The organism is Enterobacter cloacae complex sp. 418I7, from assembly GCF_050030705.1.
Classification (GTDB): domain Bacteria; phylum Pseudomonadota; class Gammaproteobacteria; order Enterobacterales; family Enterobacteriaceae; genus Enterobacter; species Enterobacter intestinihominis.
Genome location: NZ_JBLGUU010000001.1, coordinates 686,868 through 710,789 on the forward strand (window position 1 = coordinate 686,868; position 23,922 = coordinate 710,789).

Genomic DNA, 23,922 nt, shown 5'->3' on the forward strand with positions numbered 1-23,922 from the left:
AATGGCAAAGCAAGACTATTACGAGATTTTAGGCGTTCCGAAAACTGCGGAAGAGCGTGAAATCAAAAAGGCATATAAGCGCCTGGCCATGAAATTCCACCCTGACCGTAACCAGGGTGACAAAGAGGCTGAAGCCAAATTTAAAGAGATTAAAGAAGCCTACGAAGTCCTGACCGATGCACAAAAACGTGCGGCTTATGACCAGTATGGTCACGCGGCCTTTGAACAGGGCGGCATGGGCGGCGGTGGATTTGGTGGCGGCGGCTTCGGCGGCGGCGCTGATTTCAGCGACATCTTTGGCGATGTATTTGGCGATATCTTCGGCGGCGGTCGTGGTCGTCAGCGCGCGGCGCGCGGCGCAGATCTGCGCTATAACATGGACCTGACGCTGGAAGAAGCGGTTCGTGGCGTAACCAAAGAGATCCGTATCCCGACGCTGGAAGAGTGTGACGTTTGCCACGGCAGCGGCGCGAAAGCGGGGACTCAGCCACAGACCTGTCCAACCTGTCACGGTTCCGGTCAGGTGCAGATGCGCCAGGGCTTCTTCGCGGTGCAGCAGGCCTGTCCGCATTGTCATGGTCGCGGTACGCTGATTAAAGATCCGTGCACCAAATGCCACGGTCACGGTCGCGTGGAGAAAACCAAAACGCTGTCCGTTAAGATCCCGGCAGGCGTGGATACGGGCGACCGCATCCGTCTGGCAGGTGAGGGTGAAGCTGGCGAGCACGGCGCACCGGCAGGGGATCTGTACGTTCAGGTTCAGGTTAAACAGCACGCCATCTTCGAGCGTGAAGGTAACAACCTGTACTGTGAAGTGCCGATCAACTTTGCGATGGCGGCGCTGGGCGGCGAAATCGAAGTGCCGACGCTGGACGGTCGCGTTAACCTGAAAATCCCTGGCGAAACCCAGACCGGGAAGCTGTTCCGCATGCGCGGCAAAGGCGTTAAATCCGTTCGCGGTGGCGCGCAGGGTGACCTGTTATGCCGCGTGGTTGTTGAAACGCCGGTCGGCCTGAACGACAAGCAGAAACAGCTGCTGAAAGAGCTTCAGGAGAGTTTTGGTGGCCCGACGGGTGAGAAAAACAGCCCGCGCTCCAAAAGCTTCTTCGATGGCGTCAAAAAATTCTTCGACGATTTAACCCGCTAACCTGCCAGCTGGTTACTATCCTTTAAAGCCCGGAAGCGATTCCGGGCTTTTTGCTTTATAGCGTTATTCCTCGGTTAAACTGAATCTATAACCAATATTAATCTGTTTTTACCGATCTGTTTGCGCTGATATTATGGTTTTACCGAGGTATTGTTGTAAAAGAGAGTTTAAACGTGAAATTACTACACCGTTTCTTAAGCAGTGAGGCATCCGGCGGCGTCATCCTGATTATTGCTGCTGCAGCCGCCATGCTGCTCGCCAATATGGGCATGACGCGCGATCTCTATCACGCATTTCTGGAAACCCCCGTCGAGCTGAAGGTCGGGGCGCTGGAAATTAACAAGAACATGCTGCTGTGGATCAACGATGCGCTGATGGCGGTGTTCTTCCTGCTGGTAGGCCTGGAGGTCAAACGTGAGCTGGTGATCGGTTCTCTTGCCAGCCGTCAGCGCGCGGCGTTTCCGGTGATCGCGGCGATTGGCGGGATGATCGTTCCCGCGTTGCTCTTTCTCGCGTTTGCGTGGCAGGATCCGGTTGCGCGTGACGGCTGGGCGATCCCGGCCGCAACGGATATCGCGTTTGCGCTCGGGGTCTTAGCCTTGCTCGGTAGCCGCGTCCCGGTAGCACTGAAAATTTTCCTGATGGCGCTGGCGATTATCGATGACCTGGGCGCTATCGTGATTATCGCGCTGTTCTACACCAGCGATCTGTCGGTTCTGTCGCTGAGCGTGGCGGCCGTGGCTATTGCGGTGCTGGCGTTGCTGAACGTCTTCAACGTCCGACGCACGGGTATTTATATTCTGGTGGGGATGGTGCTGTGGACGGCGGTGCTGAAGTCTGGCGTGCATGCCACGCTGGCGGGCGTCATCGTTGGCTTCTTTATTCCGCTGAAGGAGCAGGACGGCAAATCGCCTGCCAGACAGCTGGAGCATGTGCTTCATCCGTGGGTGGGCTTTATGATCCTGCCGCTGTTTGCATTTGCCAACGCGGGTGTTTCCCTGGCCGGTGTTACCCTGGACGGACTCACCTCTGTGCTGCCGCTGGGTATCATCGCTGGTTTGTTTATCGGTAAGCCGCTGGGTATCAGCCTGTTCTGCTGGCTGGCGCTGAAGCTGAAGCTGGCGTCATTGCCAAACGGAACCACCTTTAGTCAGATTATGGCCATCGGCGTGCTGTGCGGTATTGGATTCACCATGTCGATCTTTATCTCGACGCTGGCGTTTGGCACCAGCGCGCCTGAGCTTATCGTCTGGGCGAAACTCGGCATTCTTATCGGGTCGTTACTGGCCGCGGTTATTGGTTATACCTTGTTGAAGGTGAAGTTGTCCGGACAGGCTGTCCAGGCATAACAGGAAACCGGGAGAAGGGAAGCCTTCTCCCGATAAACTATCAGGGAGTGAAAACGTGATGTCTCATTTGAACTATAACCATCTCTATTACTTCTGGCATGTCTACAAGCAGGGCTCGGTCGTGGGAGCGGCAGAGGCGCTCTACCTGACACCACAAACTATTACCGGGCAAATCAAAGCCCTGGAAGAGCGCTTACAGGGCAAGCTTTTTAAGCGGAAAGGACGTGGCATTGAGCCGAGCGAGCTGGGCGAACTGGTGTTCCGCTATGCGGACAAGATGTTCACCCTGAGCCAGGAGATGCTGGATATCGTTAACTATCGCAAAGAGTCGAACCTGCTCTTTGACGTGGGCGTGGCGGATGCGTTGTCCAAACGGCTGGTAAGCGGTGTGCTGGATGCGGCGGTGGTGGAAGATGAACAGATTCATTTACGCTGCTTTGAGTCCACTCACGAGATGCTGCTGGAACAGCTGAGCCAGCATAAGCTGGATATGATTATCTCGGACTGCCCAATCGACTCCACGCAGCAGGAAGGCTTGTTCTCGGTGAAAATTGGCGAATGCGGCGTCAGTTTCTGGTGCATTAATCCGCCGCCGGAAAAACCGTTTCCTGCCTGCCTGGAAGAGCGCCGCCTGCTGGTGCCGGGTAGGCGGTCTATGCTCGGACGTAAGCTGCTGAACTGGTTTAACTCGCAGGGGCTGAACGTGGAGATCCTCGGTGAGTTCGACGATGCGGCTTTGATGAAGGCTTTTGGCGAGGCGCACAACGCTATCTTCGTTGCCCCGACGCTGTACGCGCACGATCTCTATTCAGACGACAAGATTACCGAGATTGGCAGGGTGGATAACGTGATGGAAGAGTATCACGCCATATTCGCCGAAAGGATGATTCAGCACCCGGCGGTGCAGCGAATCTGCAACCGCGACTACTCGGCGCTGTTTACGCCGCCGGCAATCTGAAGACATAAAAAAACCCGCGTTAAGCGGGTTCTTTCAAACAAGCAACAACAAGTAGCGATTAAGCCAGTTTGTTGATCTGCGCGGTCAGGTTTGCTTTATGACGCGCTGCTTTGTTTTTGTGGATCAGACCTTTAGCAGCCTGACGATCCACGATTGGTTGCATTTCGTTAAATGCGTTCTGCGCTGCAGCTTTGTCGCCTGCTTCGATTGCTGCGTATACTTTCTTGATGAAAGTACGCATCATAGAGCGACGGCTTGCGTTGTGCTTACGAGCCTTTTCAGACTGAACGGCACGTTTCTTAGCTGATTTGATATTAGCCAAGTCCAACTCCCAAATATGTTCTATGTGGACAATTCAAAGGCCGAGGAATATGCCCTCTTTGCCTTCTTTTGTCAATGGATTTGTGCAAATAAGCGCCGTTAATGAGCGACGCTACGTTACGTAGTGATGGCGCAGGATTCTACCAGCTTGTCTTTCGTGAATACAGCCTTTCGGCATAAAAATCGCAGTTCTCGGGCAGATTTTTTTGCTGTGAAAGGTCAGCCTGATGAAATCATACGGCTTTCTGTTTCGCGTGAACAATCGCCGGTTAACCTTAACCGCCGTACAAGGTATACTTTGGCGATTTTCACTGTTTTGAGCCAGTCATGAAGCTGATACGCGGCATACATAATCTCAGTCAAGCCCCGCACGGGTGCGTGCTGACCATTGGTAATTTTGACGGCGTGCATCGTGGGCATCAGGCGCTGTTGCAGGGATTGCGTAAAGAAGGGGAGGCGCGTGGCCTGCCCGTTGTGGTGATGATTTTCGAACCGCAGCCGCTGGAGCTGTTTGCCGGCGAGAAATCCCCCGCGCGGCTGACGCGTCTGCGTGAGAAGTTACGCTACCTGACGGAGTCCGGCGTTGACTACGTCCTGTGCGTACGCTTCGACCGTCGGTTTGCCGCGCTGACCGCACAAAACTTTGTCAGCGATCTGTTGGTCAGGCAGCTTGGCGTGCAGTTTCTCGCCGTGGGCGATGATTTCCGCTTTGGCGCTGGTCGTCAGGGCGATTTCTTGTTATTACAGAAGGCTGGCCTGGAGTACGGGTTTGACGTCACCAGTACGATGACCTTCTGTGAGGGCGGGGTGCGCGTCAGCAGCACGGCGGTACGTCAGGCGCTGGCGAACGATGAACTGGACACGGCAGAAACGCTGCTGGGTCATCCGTTCACAATTTCAGGTCGTGTGGTCCATGGCGATGCGCTGGGCCGCACGATAGGTTTTCCGACGGCGAATATACCGCTGCGTCGTCAGGTCTCCCCGGTTAAAGGGGTCTATGCGGTGGAAGTGGCAGGACTGGGTGAGAAGCCTTTCTACGGTGTTGCCAACATTGGTACACGTCCAACGGTTTCCGGTGTGCGTCAACAGTTAGAAGTACACCTGCTGGACGTTGTAATGGACCTCTACGGTCGCCATATAGATGTGATACTGCGTAAAAAAATACGCAATGAACAGCGATTCGCTTCGCTGGATGAACTTAAGGCGCAAATCGCGCGAGATGAATTAACGGCCCGCGAGTTTTTTGGGCTTTAGAACCGGCTTAACTGCCTACGTGATAAATACGGAACCGAGAATCTGATGAGTGACTATAAATCAACCCTGAATTTGCCGGAAACAGGGTTCCCGATGCGCGGCGATCTCGCCAAGCGCGAACCGGGAATGCTGGCGCGTTGGACTGATGATGACCTGTACGGCATCATTCGTGCAGCCAAAAAAGGCAAAAAAACCTTCATTCTGCATGATGGCCCTCCCTATGCGAATGGCAGCATTCATATTGGTCACTCTGTAAACAAGATTCTGAAAGACATTATCGTGAAGTCCAAAGGACTCGCGGGATATGACTCGCCTTATGTTCCGGGCTGGGACTGCCATGGTCTGCCAATCGAGCTGAAAGTGGAGCAAGAGTACGGTAAGCCGGGTGAGAAGTTCACCGCCGCAGAGTTCCGCGCGAAATGCCGCGAATACGCTGCCACCCAGGTAGACGGTCAGCGCGCTGACTTCATCCGTCTGGGCGTGCTGGGCGACTGGTCGCACCCGTACCTGACCATGGACTTCAAAACCGAAGCCAACATTATCCGTGCGCTGGGTAAAATCATCGGCAACGGTCACCTGCATAAAGGCGCTAAGCCGGTGCACTGGTGCGTGGACTGCCGTTCTGCGCTGGCAGAAGCGGAAGTAGAGTATTACGACAAAACCTCGCCTTCTATCGACGTGGCGTTCGAAGCGGTCGATCAGGATGCGATCAAAGCTAAATTTGGCCTGCCAGGCGTAAGCGGTCCAGTCTCGCTGGTTATCTGGACCACCACCCCGTGGACGTTACCAGCCAACCGTGCCATTTCCCTGTCCGGTGAGTTTGAGTACGCGCTGGTACAAATTGATGGTCGCGCGGTTATCCTGGCAAAAGATCTGGTTGAAAGCGTGCTTAAACGCGCGAACATCACTGATTACAGCGTGCTGGGTACCGTAAAAGGCGACGCGCTGGAGCTGATGCGCTTCAAACACCCGTTCCTGGACTTCGACGTTCCGGCGATCCTGGGCGACCACGTCACGCTGGACGCGGGTACCGGTGCGGTGCATACCGCCGGCGGCCACGGTCCTGACGACTACAACATCAGCCTGAAATACGGTCTGGAAATCGCCAACCCGGTCGGTCCGGATGGCTCTTACCTGCCTGGCACCTACCCGGCGCTGGACGGTATCAACGTCTTTAAAGCCAACGACATCATCGTTGACATGCTTCGCACCAGCGGTGCGCTGCTGCACGTTGAGAAAATGCAGCACAGCTATCCGTGCTGCTGGCGCCATAAGACCCCGATTATCTTCCGTGCGACCCCGCAGTGGTTCGTCAGCATGGACCAGAAAGGCCTGCGCGAGCAGTCTCTGAAAGAGATCAAAGGCGTGCAGTGGATCCCGGACTGGGGCCAGGCGCGTATCGAATCCATGGTGGCTAACCGTCCCGACTGGTGTATCTCCCGTCAGCGCACCTGGGGCGTGCCGATGTCGCTGTTCGTGCATAAAGAGACGCAGGAACTGCACCCGAACACCCTGGAACTGATGGAAGAGGTGGCGAAGCGCGTTGAAGTTGACGGCATTCAGGCGTGGTGGGATCTCGATTCCCGTGACATCCTGGGCGCTGACGCGGACAACTACGAGAAAGTGCCGGATACCCTGGACGTGTGGTTCGACTCCGGGTCTACCCACTCCTCCGTGGTTGACGTGCGCCCTGAGTTCGCCGGTCACGCTGCCGACATGTATCTGGAAGGCTCCGACCAACACCGCGGCTGGTTCATGTCATCCCTGATGATCTCCACCGCCATGAAGGGCAAAGCACCTTACCGCCAGGTACTGACCCACGGCTTCACCGTGGATGGTCAGGGCCGTAAGATGTCCAAATCCATCGGTAACACCGTTTCTCCGCAGGACGTGATGAACAAGCTGGGCGCGGATATTCTACGCCTGTGGGTGGCATCCACCGACTACACGGGCGAAATGGCGGTGTCTGACGAGATCCTGAAACGTGCTGCTGACAGCTATCGTCGTATCCGTAACACCGCGCGCTTCCTGCTGGCGAACCTGAACGGGTTTGATCCGGTAAAAGACATGGTGAAGCCGGAAGAGATGGTGGTGCTCGATCGCTGGGCGGTAGGCTGCGCGAAAGCGGCACAGGAAGATATTCTGAAAGCCTATGAGTCTTACGACTTCCACGAAGTGGTGCAGCGCCTGATGCGCTTCTGCTCCATTGAGATGGGGTCGTTCTATCTCGACATCATCAAAGACCGCCAGTACACCGCGAAAGCGGACAGCGTGGCGCGTCGTAGCTGCCAGACCGCGCTGTTCCACATCGCAGAGGCGCTGGTACGCTGGATGGCGCCGATCATGTCCTTCACCGCAGATGAAATCTGGGGTTACCTGCCGGGCGACCGTGAGAAGTATGTCTTCACCGGCGAGTGGTACGAAGGTCTGTTCGACCTCTCCAGCACTGAAGCAATGAACGACGCCTACTGGGACGAGCTGCTGAAAGTGCGTGGCGAAGTGAACAAGGTTATCGAGCAGGCGCGCGCTGACAAGAAAGTCGGTGGCTCTCTGGAAGCGACGGTGACCCTGTACGCAGAGCCTGAGCTGGCCGCGAAGCTGACCGCGCTGGGCGATGAATTACGATTTGTCCTGTTGACCTCCGGTGCGAAAGTTGCGGATTATGCCGAGGCATCTGCTGATGCTCAGCAGAGCGAACTGCTCAAAGGACTGAAGGTCGCACTGAGCAAAGCCGATGGTGAAAAATGCCCGCGTTGCTGGCATTACACTACCGATGTCGGCCAGGTGGCGGAACACGCAGACATCTGCGGACGCTGTGTAAGCAACGTCGCCGGCGACGGCGAAAAACGTAAGTTTGCCTGATGAGTAAAACTCTCTGTTCAACAGGACTGCGCTGGCTGTGGCTGGTGGTAGTGGTGCTGATTATTGATTTGGGCAGCAAGTTCCTGATCCTCCAGAATTTCGCTCTGGGGGATACGGTCCCGCTGTTCCCGTCGCTTAACCTGCACTACGCCCGCAACTACGGCGCGGCGTTTAGTTTCCTTGCCGACAGCGGTGGCTGGCAGCGTTGGTTCTTCGCAGGTATCGCAATGGGTATCTGCGTCGTGCTCGCGGTGCTGATGTACCGCTCGAAGGCCACGCAAAAGCTGAATAACATCGCCTACGCGCTGATCATTGGTGGCGCACTGGGTAACCTGTTTGACCGCCTGTGGCACGGCTTTGTAGTCGATATGATCGACTTCTACGTCGGCGACTGGCACTTTGCGACCTTTAACCTCGCCGATAGCGCAATATGCGTTGGTGCAGCGTTAATCGTGCTGGAAGGCTTCTTGCCTAAACCGGCCGCGAAAGAGCAGGCGTAACAAAACCAGCCGGGTGACGCGTAGCGATCCCGGCCTACAGAATTTGTGGCCCCCGTAGGCCCGGTAAGCGTAGCGCCACCGGGCAACAGGTGACCCAAAACAAGCGAGCAATTTGCATGTCTAAATCCGTACAGAGCAACAGCGCGGTTCTCGTTCATTTCACGCTGAAGCTGGATGACGGCTCCACGGCCGAATCCACCCGCAACAATGGCAAACCGGCGCTGTTTCGTCTGGGCGACACCTCCCTGTCTGAAGGCCTAGAACAACAGCTTCTCGGGCTGAAAGAGGGTGAGAAAAAAGCGTTCTCACTGGAGCCGGATGCGGCATTCGGTGTGCCAAGCCCGGATCTGATTCAGTACTTCTCGCGCCGTGAGTTTATGGATGCGGGTGAACCGGAGATCGGGGCGATTATGCTCTTTACCGCTATGGACGGCAGCGAAATGCCTGGCGTGATCCGCGAAATCAACGGGGATTCCATCACCGTTGACTTCAACCATCCGCTTGCCGGGCGTACCGTTCATTTTGATGTAGAAGTGCTGGAGATCGATCCGGCGCTGGAGGACTGAAATGCAGATCCTGTTGGCTAACCCGCGCGGTTTTTGCGCTGGTGTAGACCGCGCTATCAGCATTGTTGAAAATGCGCTGGAGATTTACGGCGCGCCGATTTACGTGCGTCACGAAGTGGTGCACAACCGCTACGTGGTCGACAGCCTGCGCGAGCGCGGTGCGATTTTTATCGAGCAGATCAGCGAAGTGCCGGACGGCGCAATCCTCATCTTCTCCGCGCACGGCGTATCCCAGGCCGTACGTAACGAAGCCAAAAGCCGCGATCTGACCGTATTCGATGCCACCTGTCCGTTAGTGACCAAGGTGCATATGGAAGTGGCGCGTGCAAGCCGTCGTGGTGAAGAGTCGATTCTGATTGGCCATGCCGGTCACCCGGAAGTTGAAGGCACCATGGGTCAGTACAGCAACCCGGAAGGGGGTATGTATCTGGTTGAGTCGCCGGAAGACGTTTTTACGCTGAATGTGAAAAACGAAGCGCGTCTGTCGTTTATGACCCAGACGACGCTTTCCGTGGACGACACCTCAGACGTGATTGACGCCCTGCGCCAGCGCTTCCCAAAAATCGTCGGGCCGCGCAAAGATGATATCTGCTACGCAACCACCAACCGTCAGGAAGCCGTGCGCGCGTTGGCTGAACAGGCGGACGTGGTGCTGGTGGTCGGTTCAAAAAACTCCTCTAACTCTAACCGTCTGGCCGAACTGGCGCAGCGTATGGGGAAAGCGGCGTTTCTGATCGACGACGCAACGGACATTCAGGAAGCGTGGGTGAAAAACGCGGCCTGCGTCGGTGTTACCGCAGGTGCTTCAGCGCCGGATATTCTGGTGCAAAACGTCATTGCCCGCCTGCAAGAGCTGGGTGGTGGCGAAGCGGTGCCGCTGGAAGGCCGTGAAGAGAACATTGTCTTTGAAGTGCCGAAAGAGCTGCGAATTGACGCCCGCGAAGTGGAATAATTTCTTTTCTGATGAAAGGCCAGCACCTTCTGTGCTGGCCTTTTTTTGCTTCGTATCTTATCGTGACGACAAAATCATGTCTTTTACTGATATCTGAGTCGGTTTCACGTTAAATTCTAATTATTGGTGTTTTCAGTTGGCAGCGTTAGCGAAGGCTGGTTAATCTGAAAACGGTTTACATCATTTTAACGTAAGAGAATAACTATGCATGATGCACAGATCCGTGTCGCCATTGCGGGCGCGGGTGGACGTATGGGTCGCCAGCTGATTCAGGCGGCACTACAGATGGATGGCGTGGCACTTGGCGCGGCGCTGGAGCGTGAAGGTTCATCCCTGCTGGGCTCCGATGCGGGCGAGCTGGCAGGCGCGGGCAAGACAGGCGTTACCGTACAGAGCAACCTGGAGGCGGTGAAAGAAGACTTTGACGTGTTCATCGACTTTACCCGTCCGGAAGGCACTTTGACTCACCTGGCGTTTTGCCGCCAGCACGGTAAAGGGATGGTGATTGGCACCACCGGTTTCGATGATGCCGGTAAACAGGCCATTCAGGAAGCAGCCGCCGACATTGCGATTGTCTTCGCCGCGAACTTTAGCGTAGGCGTTAACGTTATGCTGAAACTGCTGGAAAAGGCAGCGAAGGTGATGGGCGACTATACCGACATTGAGATTATTGAAGCGCACCACCGCCATAAAGTCGATGCCCCATCTGGCACGGCGCTGGCGATGGGCGAAGCGATTGCTTATGCAATGGATAAAGTTTTGAAAGACATCGCGGTCTATTCTCGCGAAGGTCACACTGGCGAGCGCGTGCCTGGCACCATTGGTTTTGCCACCGTTCGCGCGGGTGATATCGTCGGCGAACATACCGCTATGTTCGCCGATATTGGTGAAAGGGTCGAAATCACACATAAAGCATCCAGCCGCATGACGTTTGCAAACGGGGCGGTACGCTCCGCACTGTGGCTAAAAGGTAAGCCAAATGGTCTTTTTGATATGCGAGATGTGCTCGAACTCAACAATTTGTAAGCGTTATTACCCATCGTGATGTGGTTATTGCAGTCGTAACTGTTTGATTGCATAGGGCAATATTTTATTGCCCTTTTATTTTGTCTATTTCAAAGGATTATTGCATTTAACTCATTTAAAGTAAGTGTTTTCATGCTATTTTATGTTGCTGTACTGTAAATTTTGACCATCTGGTCCACTTTTTATTCCCGCAAGACGATTGTTTCTTTTAAACTGCCTGCGCAAGCGGTTTCCACAGTGATTTAGTTGATCTTTTTGCCACTTAATTTGAAATCAAGCCATCAGGCCTGCAAAAGAATAAACAAAATCCCCGTTTTAAGTTGACTTTTACATGGCAAATCCCCAGAATGCCGCCGTTTGCCAAAAATCCGCTGGCAACACATTTGCATTGATCCATGACATGGTTATGAATTAATATGCAAATAAAGTGAGTGAATATTCTCTGGAGGGTGTTTTGATTAAGTCAGCGCTATTGGTTCTGGAAGACGGAACCCAGTTTATCGGTCGGGCCATAGGGGCAACGGGTTCGGCGGTTGGGGAAGTCGTTTTCAATACTTCAATGACCGGTTATCAAGAAATCCTCACTGATCCTTCCTATTCTCGCCAAATCGTTACTCTTACTTATCCTCATATCGGCAATGTCGGCACCAATGCGGCTGACGAAGAATCCTCTCAGGTACATGCGCAAGGCCTGGTCATTCGCGACCTGCCGCTGATTGCCAGCAACTTCCGCAACACCGAAGACCTCTCTTCTTACCTGAAGCGCCATAACATTGTGGCGATTGCCGATATCGATACCCGTAAGCTGACGCGTCTGCTGCGCGAGAAGGGTGCACAAAATGGCTGCATCATCGCAGGGGACAACCTCGATGCGGCGCTGGCGCTGGAAAAAGCGAAAGCCTTCCCGGGCCTGAACGGGATGGACCTGGCGAAAGAAGTGACTACCACAGAAGCCTACAGCTGGACGCAGGGAAGCTGGACGCTGGAAGGCGACCTGCCGGAAGCGAAACCGGAAAGCGAGCTGCCGTTCCACGTGGTGGCCTACGATTTTGGTGCCAAGCGCAACATCCTGCGTATGCTGGTTGACCGTGGCTGCCGCCTGACGGTCGTCCCGGCACAAACGTCTGCGGAAGATGTTCTGAAGATGAACCCGGACGGCATCTTCCTCTCTAACGGTCCTGGCGACCCGGCGCCGTGCGACTACGCTATCGACGCCATTAAGTCCTTCCTTGAAACCGATATCCCGGTATTCGGCATCTGTCTCGGCCATCAGCTGCTGGCACTGGCGAGCGGAGCGAACACCGTCAAGATGAAGTTTGGCCACCATGGTGGTAACCACCCGGTGAAAGATATCGACAACAACACGGTAATGATCACCGCGCAGAACCACGGCTTCGCTGTGGATGAAGCGACGATGCCAGCTAACCTGCGCGTGACGCATAAGTCACTGTTCGATGGTACCTTGCAGGGTATCCATCGCACCGATAAGCCTGCGTTCAGCTTCCAGGGCCACCCTGAAGCCAGCCCGGGCCCACACGATGCCGCGCCGCTGTTCGATCACTTCATCGAACTTATCGAGCAATACCGTAAGACTGCTAAATAATCAGGAGCTGAGAAGACCATGCCAAAACGTACAGACATAAAAAGCATCCTGATCCTTGGCGCTGGCCCGATCGTGATCGGCCAGGCCTGTGAATTTGACTACTCCGGCGCGCAGGCGTGTAAAGCCCTGCGCGAAGAGGGTTACCGCGTCATCCTGGTCAACTCTAACCCGGCCACCATCATGACCGACCCGGAAATGGCAGATGCGACCTACATCGAGCCAATTCACTGGGAAGTGGTACGCAAAATTATTGAGAAAGAGCGTCCGGACGCGGTGCTGCCGACCATGGGTGGCCAGACGGCGCTGAACTGCGCGCTGGAGCTGGAGCGTCAGGGTGTGCTGGAAGAGTTCGGCGTGACCATGATTGGGGCAACCGCCGACGCGATTGATAAAGCAGAAGACCGTCGTCGCTTCGACGTGGCAATGAAAAAAATTGGCCTCGACACCGCGCGTTCCGGTATCGCACACAACATGGAAGAAGCGCTGGCCGTCGCGGCTGACGTGGGCTATCCGTGCATCATCCGTCCATCATTCACTATGGGCGGCACCGGCGGCGGTATCGCCTACAACCGCGAAGAGTTCGAAGAGATTTGCGAACGCGGTCTGGATCTCTCCCCAACCAAAGAGCTGCTGATTGATGAATCGCTGATTGGCTGGAAAGAGTACGAGATGGAAGTGGTGCGTGATAAAAACGACAACTGCATCATCGTCTGCTCCATCGAAAACTTCGACGCGATGGGGATCCACACCGGCGACTCCATCACCGTTGCGCCAGCTCAGACGCTGACCGACAAAGAGTACCAAATCATGCGTAACGCCTCGATGGCGGTACTGCGTGAAATCGGCGTGGAAACCGGCGGCTCGAACGTGCAGTTCTCGGTGAACCCGAAAACCGGCCGTCTGATTGTTATCGAAATGAACCCGCGCGTGTCCCGTTCCTCCGCGCTGGCCTCCAAAGCCACCGGCTTCCCGATTGCGAAAGTGGCGGCGAAACTGGCGGTGGGTTACACCCTTGACGAGCTGATGAACGACATCACCGGTGGCCGCACGCCAGCGTCCTTCGAACCGTCCATCGACTACGTTGTGACTAAAATTCCTCGCTTTAACTTCGAGAAATTCGCCGGCGCGAACGACCGTCTGACTACCCAGATGAAATCCGTTGGTGAAGTCATGGCGATTGGCCGCACGCAGCAGGAATCCCTGCAAAAAGCGCTGCGTGGCCTGGAAGTGGGCGCGACCGGCTTTGACCCGAAAGTCAGCCTGGACGACCCGGAAGCACTGACCAAAATCCGCCGCGAGCTGAAAGACGCGGGCGCAGAGCGTATCTGGTACATCGCCGATGCCTTCCGTGCGGGCCTCTCCGTCGACGGCGTATTTAACCTGACTAACATCGACCGCTGGTTCCTGGTACAGATTGAAGAGCTGGTGCGTCTGGAAGAGAAAGTGGCAGAGCTGGGCATCAACGGCCTTGACGCAGACTTCCTGCGCATGCTGAAGCGTAAAGGCTTCGCCGATGCGCGTCTGGCTAAACTGGCGGGCGTACGTGAAGCGGAGATCCGCAAGCTGCGCGACCAGTATGACCTGCACCCGGTTTACAAGCGCGTGGACACCTGTGCGGCAGAGTTCTCGACCGATACCGCGTACATGTACTCCACCTATGAAGATGAGTGCGAGGCGAACCCGTCCGTCGACCGCGACAAGATTATGGTGCTGGGCGGCGGTCCAAACCGTATCGGCCAGGGCATTGAGTTCGACTACTGCTGCGTGCATGCCTCGCTGGCGCTGCGCGAAGACGGTTACGAGACCATCATGGTCAACTGTAACCCGGAAACCGTCTCGACCGACTACGACACTTCCGATCGCCTCTACTTCGAGCCGGTTACGCTGGAAGACGTGCTGGAAATCGTGCGCATCGAGAAGCCGAAAGGCGTGATCGTGCAGTATGGCGGCCAGACTCCGCTGAAGCTGGCGCGTGCGCTGGAAGCAGCAGGTGTGCCGGTCATTGGCACCAGCCCGGACGCGATTGACCGTGCGGAAGACCGCGAGCGTTTCCAGCAGGCAGTTGATCGTCTCAAGCTGAAACAGCCGGCGAACGCCACCGTGACCGCGATTGAAATGGCCGTTGAGAAAGCGAAAGAGATTGGTTACCCGCTGGTGGTGCGTCCATCCTACGTACTGGGCGGCCGTGCGATGGAAATCGTCTATGACGAAGCCGACCTGCGTCGCTACTTCCAGACGGCGGTGAGCGTCTCCAACGATGCGCCAGTGCTGCTCGACCGCTTCCTCGACGACGCGGTCGAAGTCGACGTTGACGCTATCTGCGACGGCGAAATGGTGCTGATTGGCGGCATCATGGAGCACATCGAGCAGGCTGGCGTGCACTCCGGTGACTCCGCATGTTCTCTTCCTGCGTACACCCTGAGCCAGGAGATTCAGGATGTGATGCGTCAGCAGGTGCAGAAGCTGGCCTTCGAGTTGCAGGTTCGCGGCCTGATGAACGTCCAGTTCGCAGTGAAAGACAACGAAGTTTATCTGATTGAAGTCAACCCGCGTGCGGCACGTACCGTACCGTTCGTCTCTAAAGCGACCGGTATTCCGCTGGCGAAAGTGGCGGCGCGCGTGATGGCTGGCCAGACGCTGACTCAGCAGGGCGTCACGAAAGAAATCATCCCGCCGTACTACTCGGTGAAAGAGGTGGTGCTGCCGTTCAACAAATTCCCGGGCGTTGACCCACTGTTAGGGCCAGAGATGCGCTCTACCGGGGAAGTGATGGGCGTGGGCCGCACCTTCGCAGAAGCGTTTGCCAAGGCACAGCTGGGCAGCAGCTCCACCATGAGAAAATCGGGCCGTGCGCTGCTCTCCGTTCGCGAAGGCGATAAAGAGCGCGTGGTTGACCTGGCCGCCAAGCTGCTTAAACAGGGCTTCGAGCTGGATGCAACCCACGGCACGGCAATTGTGCTGGGTGAAGCTGGGATCAACCCGCGTCTGGTGAACAAGGTGCATGAAGGTCGTCCGCACATTCAGGACCGTATCAAGAATGGTGAGTACACCTACATCATCAACACCACCGCAGGTCGCCAGGCGATTGAAGACTCCAAGCTGATTCGCCGCAGCGCGCTCCAGTATAAAGTGCATTACGACACCACCCTGAACGGCGGTTTCGCGACGGCCATGGCGCTGAATGCGGATGCCACCGAGAAGGTGATTTCGGTGCAGGAAATGCACGCTCAGATTAGCAAGTAATCTGCGTAGGCCCGGCAAGCGTTAGCGCCGCCGGGCAAGTGGCGGGTGGCGCTTCGCTTACCCGCCCTACGGTTTTCTTTACCCATCTTAAGAACCTTCTGGTTTTTCATCCGCTTTCAGTCAGTTAGCCTAAAATGGTTAGGTCGATAACGAAAATTCAACTGAGAGCAGGGGAAAACACCATGCAAAATAAACTACTGATCGCTTCCGTTCTGGCTGCCACTGCAATGTTCACCGTGGCGGGCTGTTCGTCAAATCAGGCCGTAAAAACCACCGATGGTAAAACTATCGTTACTGACGGGAAACCGCAGGTGGATGACGATACCGGTCTGGTATCGTACAAAAACGCCGAAACCGGTCAAACTGAACAGATTAACCGTGACCAGGTTAAATCAATGGGTGAGCTGGATAACTAAAAAAAAGCAGTGGCACATGCCACTGCTTTTTTTGCGTCAGAATGATCGATTACCAGCGATGGTTTAACAAAATATGACCGCCGTAAGCGGCATAGCTGTTTTCACCCCACTCACCGCTGGCACGCAGGGAGATCGTTGTGGTTTCGTTCAGGTTGCCGGTTACGCCCAGCTCTAACTGACCACGATCTTCTGGCGTATCGTTGCTGACGGTTTCGTCGTTGAATGCCAGATCGTTTTGACCAGCACCTTTCAACCAGTTAACTGCGACGTATGGCTGCCAGGCCTTGACGTCCTTCTGCTGGAAGTAGCTTGCTTTAACGCCAAGACGACCAAAGACGCTGTCATTGTCCAGCGTGGTTACGCGAACGCCGTCGCGATCGGTGTGATTTTCCTGATCGAGATAGCTGTAGATCACCTGCGCCTGTGGCTCGATCTTCCATGTACGTTCATTTTCAGACTGGATAACCCACGCGTGGCCGACTTCAACAGACGCGGCGAAACCTTCGCTATCGTAATCTTCATCGTTACGATTGCTGGTGACTTTGTTGTTGTACCAGCTATAAGCGGCCCAGGTATCAACGTAGCTGCCCAGACGTAATTTCTGATCTTCCTGCCAGGTGGCGTACAGCCCAATATTAAAGCCATCAACCTTACCCTGTGCGTCACGCACGTTGTGCTTCGCATCAGAGTGGGTCTTCGCCTGGCCTGCACCGAACATACCACCGGCACGCAGGATGCCGTTATCCATTGGCTTGCTCATGAAATCGCTGCCGACTTGCAGAACGGTGGTGGTGGTGTCGTAGCTGACTTTATCGCCACCCGCATCGTTCTCATGATAGCGACCCTTAACGTACATCCAGGTGTTCAGATCGTCTTCATTGCGGAAAGTGAGCTGGTCGCGATCGTCGCGCTTATGCAGGAACATGCTCTGCGCGGCAAGGTAGTTACCTAAGTAAGCACCCACTTCAGGTGCCATAACTTCCGGGGCACTGTTACCGCCGTTATCGTTGTTGCCGCCGTTATCGGTGTTGCCGCCGTTATCGGTGTTGCCGCCGTTGTCAGTATTGCCGCCGTTATCGGTGTTGCCACCGTTGTCAGTGTTGCCGCCGTTATCGGTGTTGCCGCCGTTGTCAGTGTTGCCGCCGTTGTCGGTGTTACCACCATCATCGGCGTTACCACCGTCATCTGTGTTACCACCGTCATCTGTGTTACCACCGTCATCGGTGTTACCACCATTATCGGTGTTGCCACCGCCGTCGGTGTTACCGCCGTCATCATTATTGCCACCGTCATCGGTGTCGTCGGAAGGATCATCAGAAGGCGTCGCCTTTGATTCCAGATACCAGTTTCCGTCACTGTGCTGGTAAAGGTTATATTCCCAGGCGCCTGCGACGACCGGTTTTGCCAGCGTCAGCTGGGCTTCGGAACTGCCGCCAATGCTGACAATTTCCATACCGTTAAGGGTTTGCGCGCCTGCGCCGCCAATGTTGGTAATGCTGACGCCGGACTGACCGAAGCTGCTGCCCGTAATGGTGAGGTGGTCAGTTGGTGAGTTATCTTCACCCAGAGTGCTGTTCATCACAATCTGGCTACCGTCAGAGCCGGTGTAGTCGCCATTAATCGTAAAATTATTGCCAACGCTATTATCAGCCGCACTCAGCAACAGCGTGCCGCCATTAGCCACGTTGCCGTTGATGGTATCAACACCGGAAGCGCTGAGCGTGGAGTTACCCTGGACTGCATTCCATGCCGCCAGCGTACCGCCGCTAAGAATCGCGATGTTGTTGTTCACTTCGCCTGCGGTGGCAAAGGTCGCGCCGTTTTCAACGGTAACGGTGGCGTTACTGCCCTTGACGCCGAGCGTTGCTCCGGTGGAGATAAGCGTGGTGCCACCGTGCAGAACCGTATTCCCTGTATAGCTATTTTTGCCTGTCAGGGTCAGCGTGTTGGAATCAACTTTTTCGACGTTACCGCTACCGGTCATGTCGGTGGCGAAAGTGAAATCGCTACCCTGATTAAAAATGACGGTACCATTGTTGGTGAGCCCACCGCTGAGCGTCGCAGTTTTTTCGCCATCGCCCAGTTGCAGCGAGGCGTCTTTGGCCACCCGCGTATTACCGGTATTCGATACCGCACCCGACAGGGTTAACGCGCCAGTCTCTATCAGCAAGGAGTCGCCAGAGCCAATAATGTCGAGATCGCCCGACAGTGCCCAGCTTTCACCCTCCATTTTTACGCTGGCAAAACAGTCGCCTTCATTCAGACCCACGAAGTTACTGTCTTCCGTACCGGTGCCGATCAACGTCAGGGTATTTCCTCTGGAATTTGTGGATATTACGTCACCGATGAGGTTGGAGCCAGTGTCGAGCAGTAGCGTGTTATTTTTATCGCTGGCAAACATAATAGCGTTTGTTTCACCACTAATCGTTCCGCTATTTTTGATATCTAATTTTGCTGTATCTTTTACATTGATTCCGTACTGGGTTCCCTGCACAGTGGCACTGTTAAAAATCTTAGTGTTGCCATCATTTGCCGTAATAGCATCACCGTTTGTACCGATAATTTCGCCACTGTTATTAATGCCAATGCCAACCTGAGTACTAAGACCTGTTTTTCCTTTTATCGTTCCGGTGCTGGTATTGGTAATATTTACTGCGGAGGAGTTTTCACTGACAAAAATGCCATTTTCCGAGCCAGTAATGTTTCCACTGTTATTAAAATCACCGAGTAGTGACTGAATATTCACCGCATTCGCGGTGGTGGAGGAAATGGTTGCGCCGATGTCGTTATTAATTACAATGCGCTGTACACCAGTATTTATATTCAGGCCATTTCCCGTGCCAGAAATATTCCCCTCGTTAGTGACATTGGTGAGAGTAAACCCAGAGACCGATACCGCCGCTTCACTACCAGCGGAGGAGATCGTCACGTTTTTATTAATAATATATTCAGCATCGGCTGAGAAATCTTGAGGAACAGAAGTTGATTGGTCAATCGTTGCAGAAAATGCAACCGCAGGGGTGCATATCAACAAGGCAGGAAATATCTTTCCAAGAGTTTTGGTTGTATGATTTAATCTAAAGAAATTGTTGCTCATGTACACATCCATTTGAGTGAGAAGGAACATTAGATAACGTGCGTAAAACGTATTTAGTCCGTCTTAAAGCGTGAGCTTAAAACAAAAAAGCATAAAATTATTATTTTTTCAATAGGTTATGTACAGGTTGATTTATTAAATAATGACTTAAGTTTCGCTAAAAATATCTGTTGATAATATGAATGGCCATAACTATTTTGTAGGATGAATTTGTCTCGCGTATCGCTCTTCGTGTTTAGCGCCACTGTCGCTGGTAAGGTGGGATGGGTTGCCAATACTTGCGTTTTACTTTTAACCGTTAGATAGCCCCTTTAAGTCGGGGTGGTAACTGTCTACACTCAATGCTACAAGAAAAGTAAAAGACAGGCATATTCATGGTTCTGATAATTTATGCGCATCCCTATCCGCAACATTCGCATGCGAATAAACGGATGCTTGAGCAGGCAAGGACGCTCGAAAACGTTGAGATACGTTCCCTCTATCAACTCTATCCTGATTTCAGTATCGATGTCGCCGCCGAACAGGAGGCGCTCTCTCGTGCCGATCTGATCGTCTGGCAGCATCCGATGCAGTGGTACAGCACACCTCCGCTGCTGAAATTGTGGATCGACAAAGTCTTGTCGCACGGTTGGGCATACGGACATAACGGCAAAGCGCTTCAGGGAAAAAGCCTGATGTGGGCTGTAACCACCGGTGGGGGTGAAAGCCACTTTGAGATTGGCGCTTTCCCCGGATTTGACGTGCTGGCGCAGCCGCTCCAGGCTACCGCCCTTTACTGTGGCCTGAACTGGCTTCCGCCTTTTGCAATGCACTGTACCTTTGTCTGCGACGATGAAACCTTGCAGGCGCAGGCTAGTCACTACAAACAACGCTTACTCGAGTGGCAGGAGGGGCACAATGGATAGCCATACGATGATACAGGCGCTGATTTACCTCGGCGCGGCGGCATTAATTGTGCCCGTGGCGGTCCGTCTGGGGCTGGGCTCGGTGCTCGGCTATCTGATTGCCGGGTGTGTGATTGGCCCCTGGGGCTTTCGGCTGGTGACGGATGCCGAGTCAATCCTGCATTTTGCGGAAATCGGCGTGGTGCTGATGCTGTTTGTGATTGGCCTGGAATTGGATCCGCAGCGGCTGTGGAAACTGCGCGCCTCGGTGTTTGGCGGTGGCGCTTTGCAAATGCTGGCCTGCGGTCTGCTGTTGGGCGGGTTCTGCATTTTGCTGGGGATGGAGTGGAAAGTCGCAGAGCTGATTGGCATGACGCTGGCGCTCTCCTCGACGGCGATTGCCATGCAGGCAATGAACGAACGTAACCTGACGGTCTCGCAAATGGGGCGCAGCACCTTCTCCGTACTGCTGTTCCAGGATATTGCCGCCATCCCGCTGGTAGCGATGATCCCGCTGCTGGCAACCAGCGGCGCATCAACGACGCTGGGGGCATTTGCCTTATCTGCGCTGAAGGTTGTCGGTGCGCTGGCGCTGGTAATTCTTTTGGGGCGCTACGTAACGCGTCCGTTGCTGCGCTTTGTGGCTCGCTCTGGCCTGCGCGAAGTATTCAGCGCCGTTGCGTTATTCCTGGTGTTTGGTTTTGGATTGCTGCTTGAAGAGGCTGGGCTGTCGATGGCGATGGGCGCTTTCCTCGCAGGGGTCTTACTGGCAAGCTCCGAATATCGTCACGCGCTGGAAAGCGATATCGAGCCGTTTAAAGGATTGCTGCTTGGGCTGTTTTTCATCGGCGTCGGGATGTCTATCGACTTCGGGACGCTGGTAACCCACCCGCTGCGCATCATCATTCTGCTGGTGGGTTTCCTGGTCATTAAAATGGCGATGCTGTGGCTGATTGCCCGACCGTTAAACGTGCCAAAACCGCAACGCCGCTGGTTTGCCGTGCTGTTGGGGCAGGGGAGTGAGTTTGCTTTCGTGGTCTTTGGCGCAGCGCAGATGGCAGATGTACTCGATCCGGAATGGGCAAAAGCGCTGACGCTGGCGGTCGCGCTGTCGATGGCCGCAACGCCAATTCTGCTGGTGCTGCTGACGCGTCTGGAAAAAACGGGAAGCGAACAGGAGCGAGAAGCCGATGAGATCGACGAGGAGCAGCCTCGCGTGATCATCGCCGGATTTGGCCGCTTCGGGCAGATCGCAGGCCGTTTACTGCTCTCCAGCGGTGTGAAAATGGTTATCCTCGATCACGATCCTGACCATGTTGATACGCTGCGTAAATTCGATATGAAAGTGTTTTACGGTGATGCGACCCGGGCGGACCTGCTGGAATCCGCCGGGGCGGCGAAAGCCGAGGTGCTGATTAACGCCATCGACGATCCTGAGACCAGCATGCAGATGGTTGAGCTGGTTAAAGAGCATTTTCCGCATCTGACCATTATCTCACGTGCGCGCGATGTGGATCACTACATCCAGCTGCGTCAGGCGGGGGTGGCAGCCCCTGAACGTGAAACCTTCGAAGGGGCGCTCAAATCTGGCCGCATGGCGCTGGAAAGTCTGGGGCTTGGTGCGTATGAAGCGCGTGAACGTGCCGATCTGTTCCGCCGCTTTAACCATGATATGGTGGAAGAGATGGTGGCGATGGCGAGCAGTACGGCAACCGAACGCGCAGCGGTGTTTAAACGCACCAGCACCATGCTGACGGAAATCATCAACGAGGATCGTAATCACCTGTCGCTGGTTCAGCGCCACGGCTGGCAAGGGACGGAAGAGGGCAAGCATACCGGTGATCCTGCGGATGAACCGGAGAGTAAACCCTCTGCGTGAAGTGGAGTTGCCAGCAATATTAAAAAATTTCTAATTCTTTACCCTGCCGCCAGTCGACGAAAGATTAAGCTTTCCGTATAGTGGCGGCAATTTTTTGCATCCGGGAAATTTTCAATGATCAGTCTGATTGCAGCGCTGGCGGTAGACCGCGTTATCGGCATGGAAAACGCCATGCCGTGGAACCTGCCTGCCGATCTCGCATGGTTTAAACGTACTACGTTAAACAAGCCGGTAGTGATGGGCCGCCTGACCTGGGAGTCGATTGGTCGTCCATTGCCGGGTCGTAAGAATATTGTGATCAGTAGCCAGCCGGGCACTGACGATCGCGTGCAGTGGGTGAAATCCGTTGATGAAGCGATTGCCGCCTGCGGCGATGCCGAAGAGATCATGGTGATCGGTGGTGGTCGCGTGTATGAGCAGTTCCTGCCAAAAGCGCAGAAACTGTATCTGACGCACATTGATGCGGAAGTGGAAGGGGATACCCATTTTCCGGATTACGATCCGGACGAGTGGGAGTCCGTATTCAGTGAGTTTCACGATGCGGATGCGCAGAACTCGCACAGCTACTGCTTCGAAATTCTGGAACGTCGTTAACGTTTTTATCCTCTCCCCAAAGGGAGAGGATAAACATCTTCAGGAGGCGACCGCCTCTCCCTCGCCTAAATCCAGCTGTCGGTTGGATGGCTGGACAAAGTAGGTTTTATCTTCCCAGCGTAAGCAGGTTAAATCCCCGCCCCAGCAGCATCCGGTATCCAGCGCATAGATATTTTCCGGGGTGCCTTTTCCTTCCAGTGATGCCCAGTGCCCAAATACCACGCTATATTCGTTTGTCACGGGGCCCGGAATCGCAAACCATGGCTTAAGCGGCGCAGGGGCATTTTCCGGCGTATCTTTGCAATACATATCCAGCTGCCCGTTCGGGAAGCAGTAGCGCATCCGCGTAAAAGCATTGGTGATAAAACGTAGCCGCGCCAGGCCGCTGAGGTCATCACTCCAGTTATTCGGCATGTCGCCGTACATCGCATCGAGGAAGAACGGGTAGGAGTCGCTCGCCAGCACCGCTTCGGCGTCGCGCGCACAGGTTTTTGCCGTCTCAAGATCCCACTGAGGCGTGATGCCGGCATGAGCCATCACCAGCTTTTTCTCTTCGTCAATCTGTAGCAGTGGCTGGCGACGCAGCCAGTTGAGCAACTCATCGGCATCCGGTGCTTCCAGCAGGGGGGTAATGCGATCTTTCGGCTTATTACGGCTGATCCCGGCGTATACGGCCAGCAGATGCAGATCGTGGTTGCCCAGTACCAGCCGCACGCTGTCGCCCAGAGATTTGACGTAACGCAGGACGTCAAGGGAGCCAGGGCCGCGCGCCACTAAATCGCCTGTAAGCCAGAGCGTGTCCTGCCCGGGAGTAAAATCGACCTGTTTTAATAATGCGATCAGTTCATCGTAGCAACCGTGAACGTCGCCAATCAGATATGTAGACATTAGATTAATGAATAAGTGTAGGTACGGCGAGACGGAACACAGGAATAGCAATGCGGAAAGCATTACCGTCGGCATCGACCATTTCGTAATGGCCTTGCATGGTACCCAGTGGCGTTTCAATGACCGCACCGCTGGTGTACTGATACTCTTCGCCAGGGGCGATATGGGGTTGTTCACCGACCACACCTTCACCCTGGACTTCAATTTCGCGGCCATTGCCGTTGGTGATAAGCCAGTAGCGCCCGAGCAGTTGCACAGGCATCCGCCCCAGATTGCGAATGGTTACGGTATAAGCAAAGACAAAACGTTCTTCATCCGGTGTGGATTGGGACTCAATGTAGACGCTTTGAACCTGAACACAGACGCGGGGCGAATCAATCATG

19 protein-coding genes and 1 pseudogene are annotated in these 23,922 nt (G+C 54.7%); 16 read left to right on the top strand and 4 right to left on the bottom strand.

The window, feature by feature from the left end:
• Nucleotide 1: 1 nt before the first annotated feature.
• From dnaJ to nhaR, 3 genes are all read left to right on the top strand, one after another.
• Complete coding sequence (gene dnaJ, locus ACQG0S_RS03335; protein ID WP_008502040.1) at nucleotides 2–1,147, top strand: molecular chaperone DnaJ; 1,146 nt, start codon at nucleotides 2–4, stop codon at nucleotides 1,145–1,147.
• Between the two features lie 173 nt (nucleotides 1,148–1,320).
• Nucleotides 1,321–2,496 carry a Na+/H+ antiporter NhaA gene (nhaA, locus tag ACQG0S_RS03340; protein ID WP_023305418.1) on the top strand — a complete coding sequence of 392 codons (1,176 nt, stop codon included), beginning with the start codon at nucleotides 1,321–1,323 and terminating at the stop codon, nucleotides 2,494–2,496.
• 58 nt (nucleotides 2,497–2,554) lie between these two features.
• Complete coding sequence (gene nhaR / locus ACQG0S_RS03345) at nucleotides 2,555–3,454, top strand: transcriptional activator NhaR (protein ID WP_003856462.1); 900 nt, start codon at nucleotides 2,555–2,557, stop codon at nucleotides 3,452–3,454.
• A 58-nt stretch (nucleotides 3,455–3,512) separates the two neighbouring features.
• On the opposite strand, the gene rpsT is transcribed toward nhaR, so the two are convergent.
• Nucleotides 3,513–3,776, bottom strand: a complete 264-nt coding sequence (gene rpsT / locus ACQG0S_RS03350) for a 30S ribosomal protein S20 (RefSeq protein WP_003856458.1) — start codon at nucleotides 3,774–3,776, stop codon at nucleotides 3,513–3,515.
• 101 nt (nucleotides 3,777–3,877) lie between these two features.
• Here rpsT and ACQG0S_RS03355 point away from each other — a divergent pair.
• From ACQG0S_RS03355 to ACQG0S_RS03400, 10 genes and pseudogenes are all read left to right on the top strand, one after another.
• Nucleotides 3,878–4,095 (top strand): annotated as a pseudogene (locus ACQG0S_RS03355) (DUF2575 domain-containing protein).
• A 7-nt stretch (nucleotides 4,096–4,102) separates the two neighbouring features.
• On the top strand, nucleotides 4,103–5,029 hold the full coding sequence (gene ribF, locus ACQG0S_RS03360; protein ID WP_048966495.1) for a bifunctional riboflavin kinase/FAD synthetase: 927 nt from the start codon (nucleotides 4,103–4,105) through the stop codon (nucleotides 5,027–5,029).
• 45 nt (nucleotides 5,030–5,074) lie between these two features.
• Complete coding sequence (gene ileS, locus ACQG0S_RS03365) at nucleotides 5,075–7,891, top strand: isoleucine--tRNA ligase (protein ID WP_038415308.1); 2,817 nt, start codon at nucleotides 5,075–5,077, stop codon at nucleotides 7,889–7,891.
• A complete protein-coding gene (gene lspA, locus ACQG0S_RS03370) occupies nucleotides 7,891–8,391 on the top strand; it encodes a signal peptidase II (protein WP_063148247.1) in 501 nt (166 codons plus the stop codon). The genes ileS and lspA overlap by 1 nt, the downstream gene beginning before the upstream one ends.
• A gap of 116 nt (nucleotides 8,392–8,507) precedes the next feature.
• Complete coding sequence (gene fkpB, locus ACQG0S_RS03375) at nucleotides 8,508–8,957, top strand: FKBP-type peptidyl-prolyl cis-trans isomerase (protein WP_022647009.1); 450 nt, start codon at nucleotides 8,508–8,510, stop codon at nucleotides 8,955–8,957.
• Nucleotide 8,958: 1 nt separating this feature from the next.
• Nucleotides 8,959–9,909, top strand: a complete 951-nt coding sequence (ispH, locus tag ACQG0S_RS03380) for a 4-hydroxy-3-methylbut-2-enyl diphosphate reductase (RefSeq protein ID WP_022647010.1) — start codon at nucleotides 8,959–8,961, stop codon at nucleotides 9,907–9,909.
• 204 nt (nucleotides 9,910–10,113) lie between these two features.
• Nucleotides 10,114–10,935 carry a 4-hydroxy-tetrahydrodipicolinate reductase gene (gene dapB, locus ACQG0S_RS03385; protein WP_169440938.1) on the top strand — a complete coding sequence of 274 codons (822 nt, stop codon included), beginning with the start codon at nucleotides 10,114–10,116 and terminating at the stop codon, nucleotides 10,933–10,935.
• A gap of 454 nt (nucleotides 10,936–11,389) precedes the next feature.
• Nucleotides 11,390–12,538, top strand: a complete 1,149-nt coding sequence (carA, locus tag ACQG0S_RS03390) for a glutamine-hydrolyzing carbamoyl-phosphate synthase small subunit (protein WP_023299297.1) — start codon at nucleotides 11,390–11,392, stop codon at nucleotides 12,536–12,538.
• 18 nt (nucleotides 12,539–12,556) lie between these two features.
• On the top strand, nucleotides 12,557–15,781 hold the full coding sequence (carB, locus tag ACQG0S_RS03395; RefSeq protein ID WP_022647013.1) for a carbamoyl-phosphate synthase large subunit: 3,225 nt from the start codon (nucleotides 12,557–12,559) through the stop codon (nucleotides 15,779–15,781).
• Between the two features lie 182 nt (nucleotides 15,782–15,963).
• Nucleotides 15,964–16,197, top strand: coding sequence for a YgdI/YgdR family lipoprotein (locus ACQG0S_RS03400; protein WP_003856439.1), 234 nt, complete (start codon nucleotides 15,964–15,966; stop codon nucleotides 16,195–16,197).
• A gap of 49 nt (nucleotides 16,198–16,246) precedes the next feature.
• On the opposite strand, the gene ACQG0S_RS03405 is transcribed toward ACQG0S_RS03400, so the two are convergent.
• The gene (locus tag ACQG0S_RS03405) at nucleotides 16,247–19,294 is read right to left on the bottom strand and encodes an autotransporter outer membrane beta-barrel domain-containing protein (protein WP_426750018.1); all 3,048 of its coding nucleotides are present in this window, start codon (nucleotides 19,292–19,294) and stop codon (nucleotides 16,247–16,249) included.
• A 374-nt stretch (nucleotides 19,295–19,668) separates the two neighbouring features.
• Here ACQG0S_RS03405 and kefF point away from each other — a divergent pair, with 374 nt between their 5' ends.
• The 3 genes from kefF (at nucleotide 19,669) to folA (ending at nucleotide 22,651) form a co-directional block, all read left to right on the top strand.
• A complete protein-coding gene (gene kefF / locus ACQG0S_RS03410) occupies nucleotides 19,669–20,199 on the top strand; it encodes a glutathione-regulated potassium-efflux system oxidoreductase KefF (RefSeq protein WP_063137945.1) in 531 nt (176 codons plus the stop codon).
• A complete protein-coding gene (gene kefC, locus ACQG0S_RS03415; RefSeq protein ID WP_169440943.1) occupies nucleotides 20,192–22,057 on the top strand; it encodes a glutathione-regulated potassium-efflux system protein KefC in 1,866 nt (621 codons plus the stop codon). Before kefF ends, kefC begins: the two co-directional genes overlap by 8 nt.
• A 114-nt stretch (nucleotides 22,058–22,171) precedes the next feature.
• A complete protein-coding gene (gene folA, locus ACQG0S_RS03420; protein ID WP_003856431.1) occupies nucleotides 22,172–22,651 on the top strand; it encodes a type 3 dihydrofolate reductase in 480 nt (159 codons plus the stop codon).
• 39 nt (nucleotides 22,652–22,690) lie between these two features.
• Here folA and apaH read toward each other — a convergent pair whose 3' ends face one another.
• On the bottom strand, nucleotides 22,691–23,539 hold the full coding sequence (gene apaH, locus ACQG0S_RS03425) for a bis(5'-nucleosyl)-tetraphosphatase (symmetrical) ApaH (protein WP_022647017.1): 849 nt from the start codon (nucleotides 23,537–23,539) through the stop codon (nucleotides 22,691–22,693).
• A gap of 4 nt (nucleotides 23,540–23,543) precedes the next feature.
• On the bottom strand, nucleotides 23,544–23,921 hold the full coding sequence (apaG, locus tag ACQG0S_RS03430; RefSeq protein WP_003856425.1) for a Co2+/Mg2+ efflux protein ApaG: 378 nt from the start codon (nucleotides 23,919–23,921) through the stop codon (nucleotides 23,544–23,546).
• Between the last annotated feature and the right edge of the window lies 1 nt (nucleotide 23,922).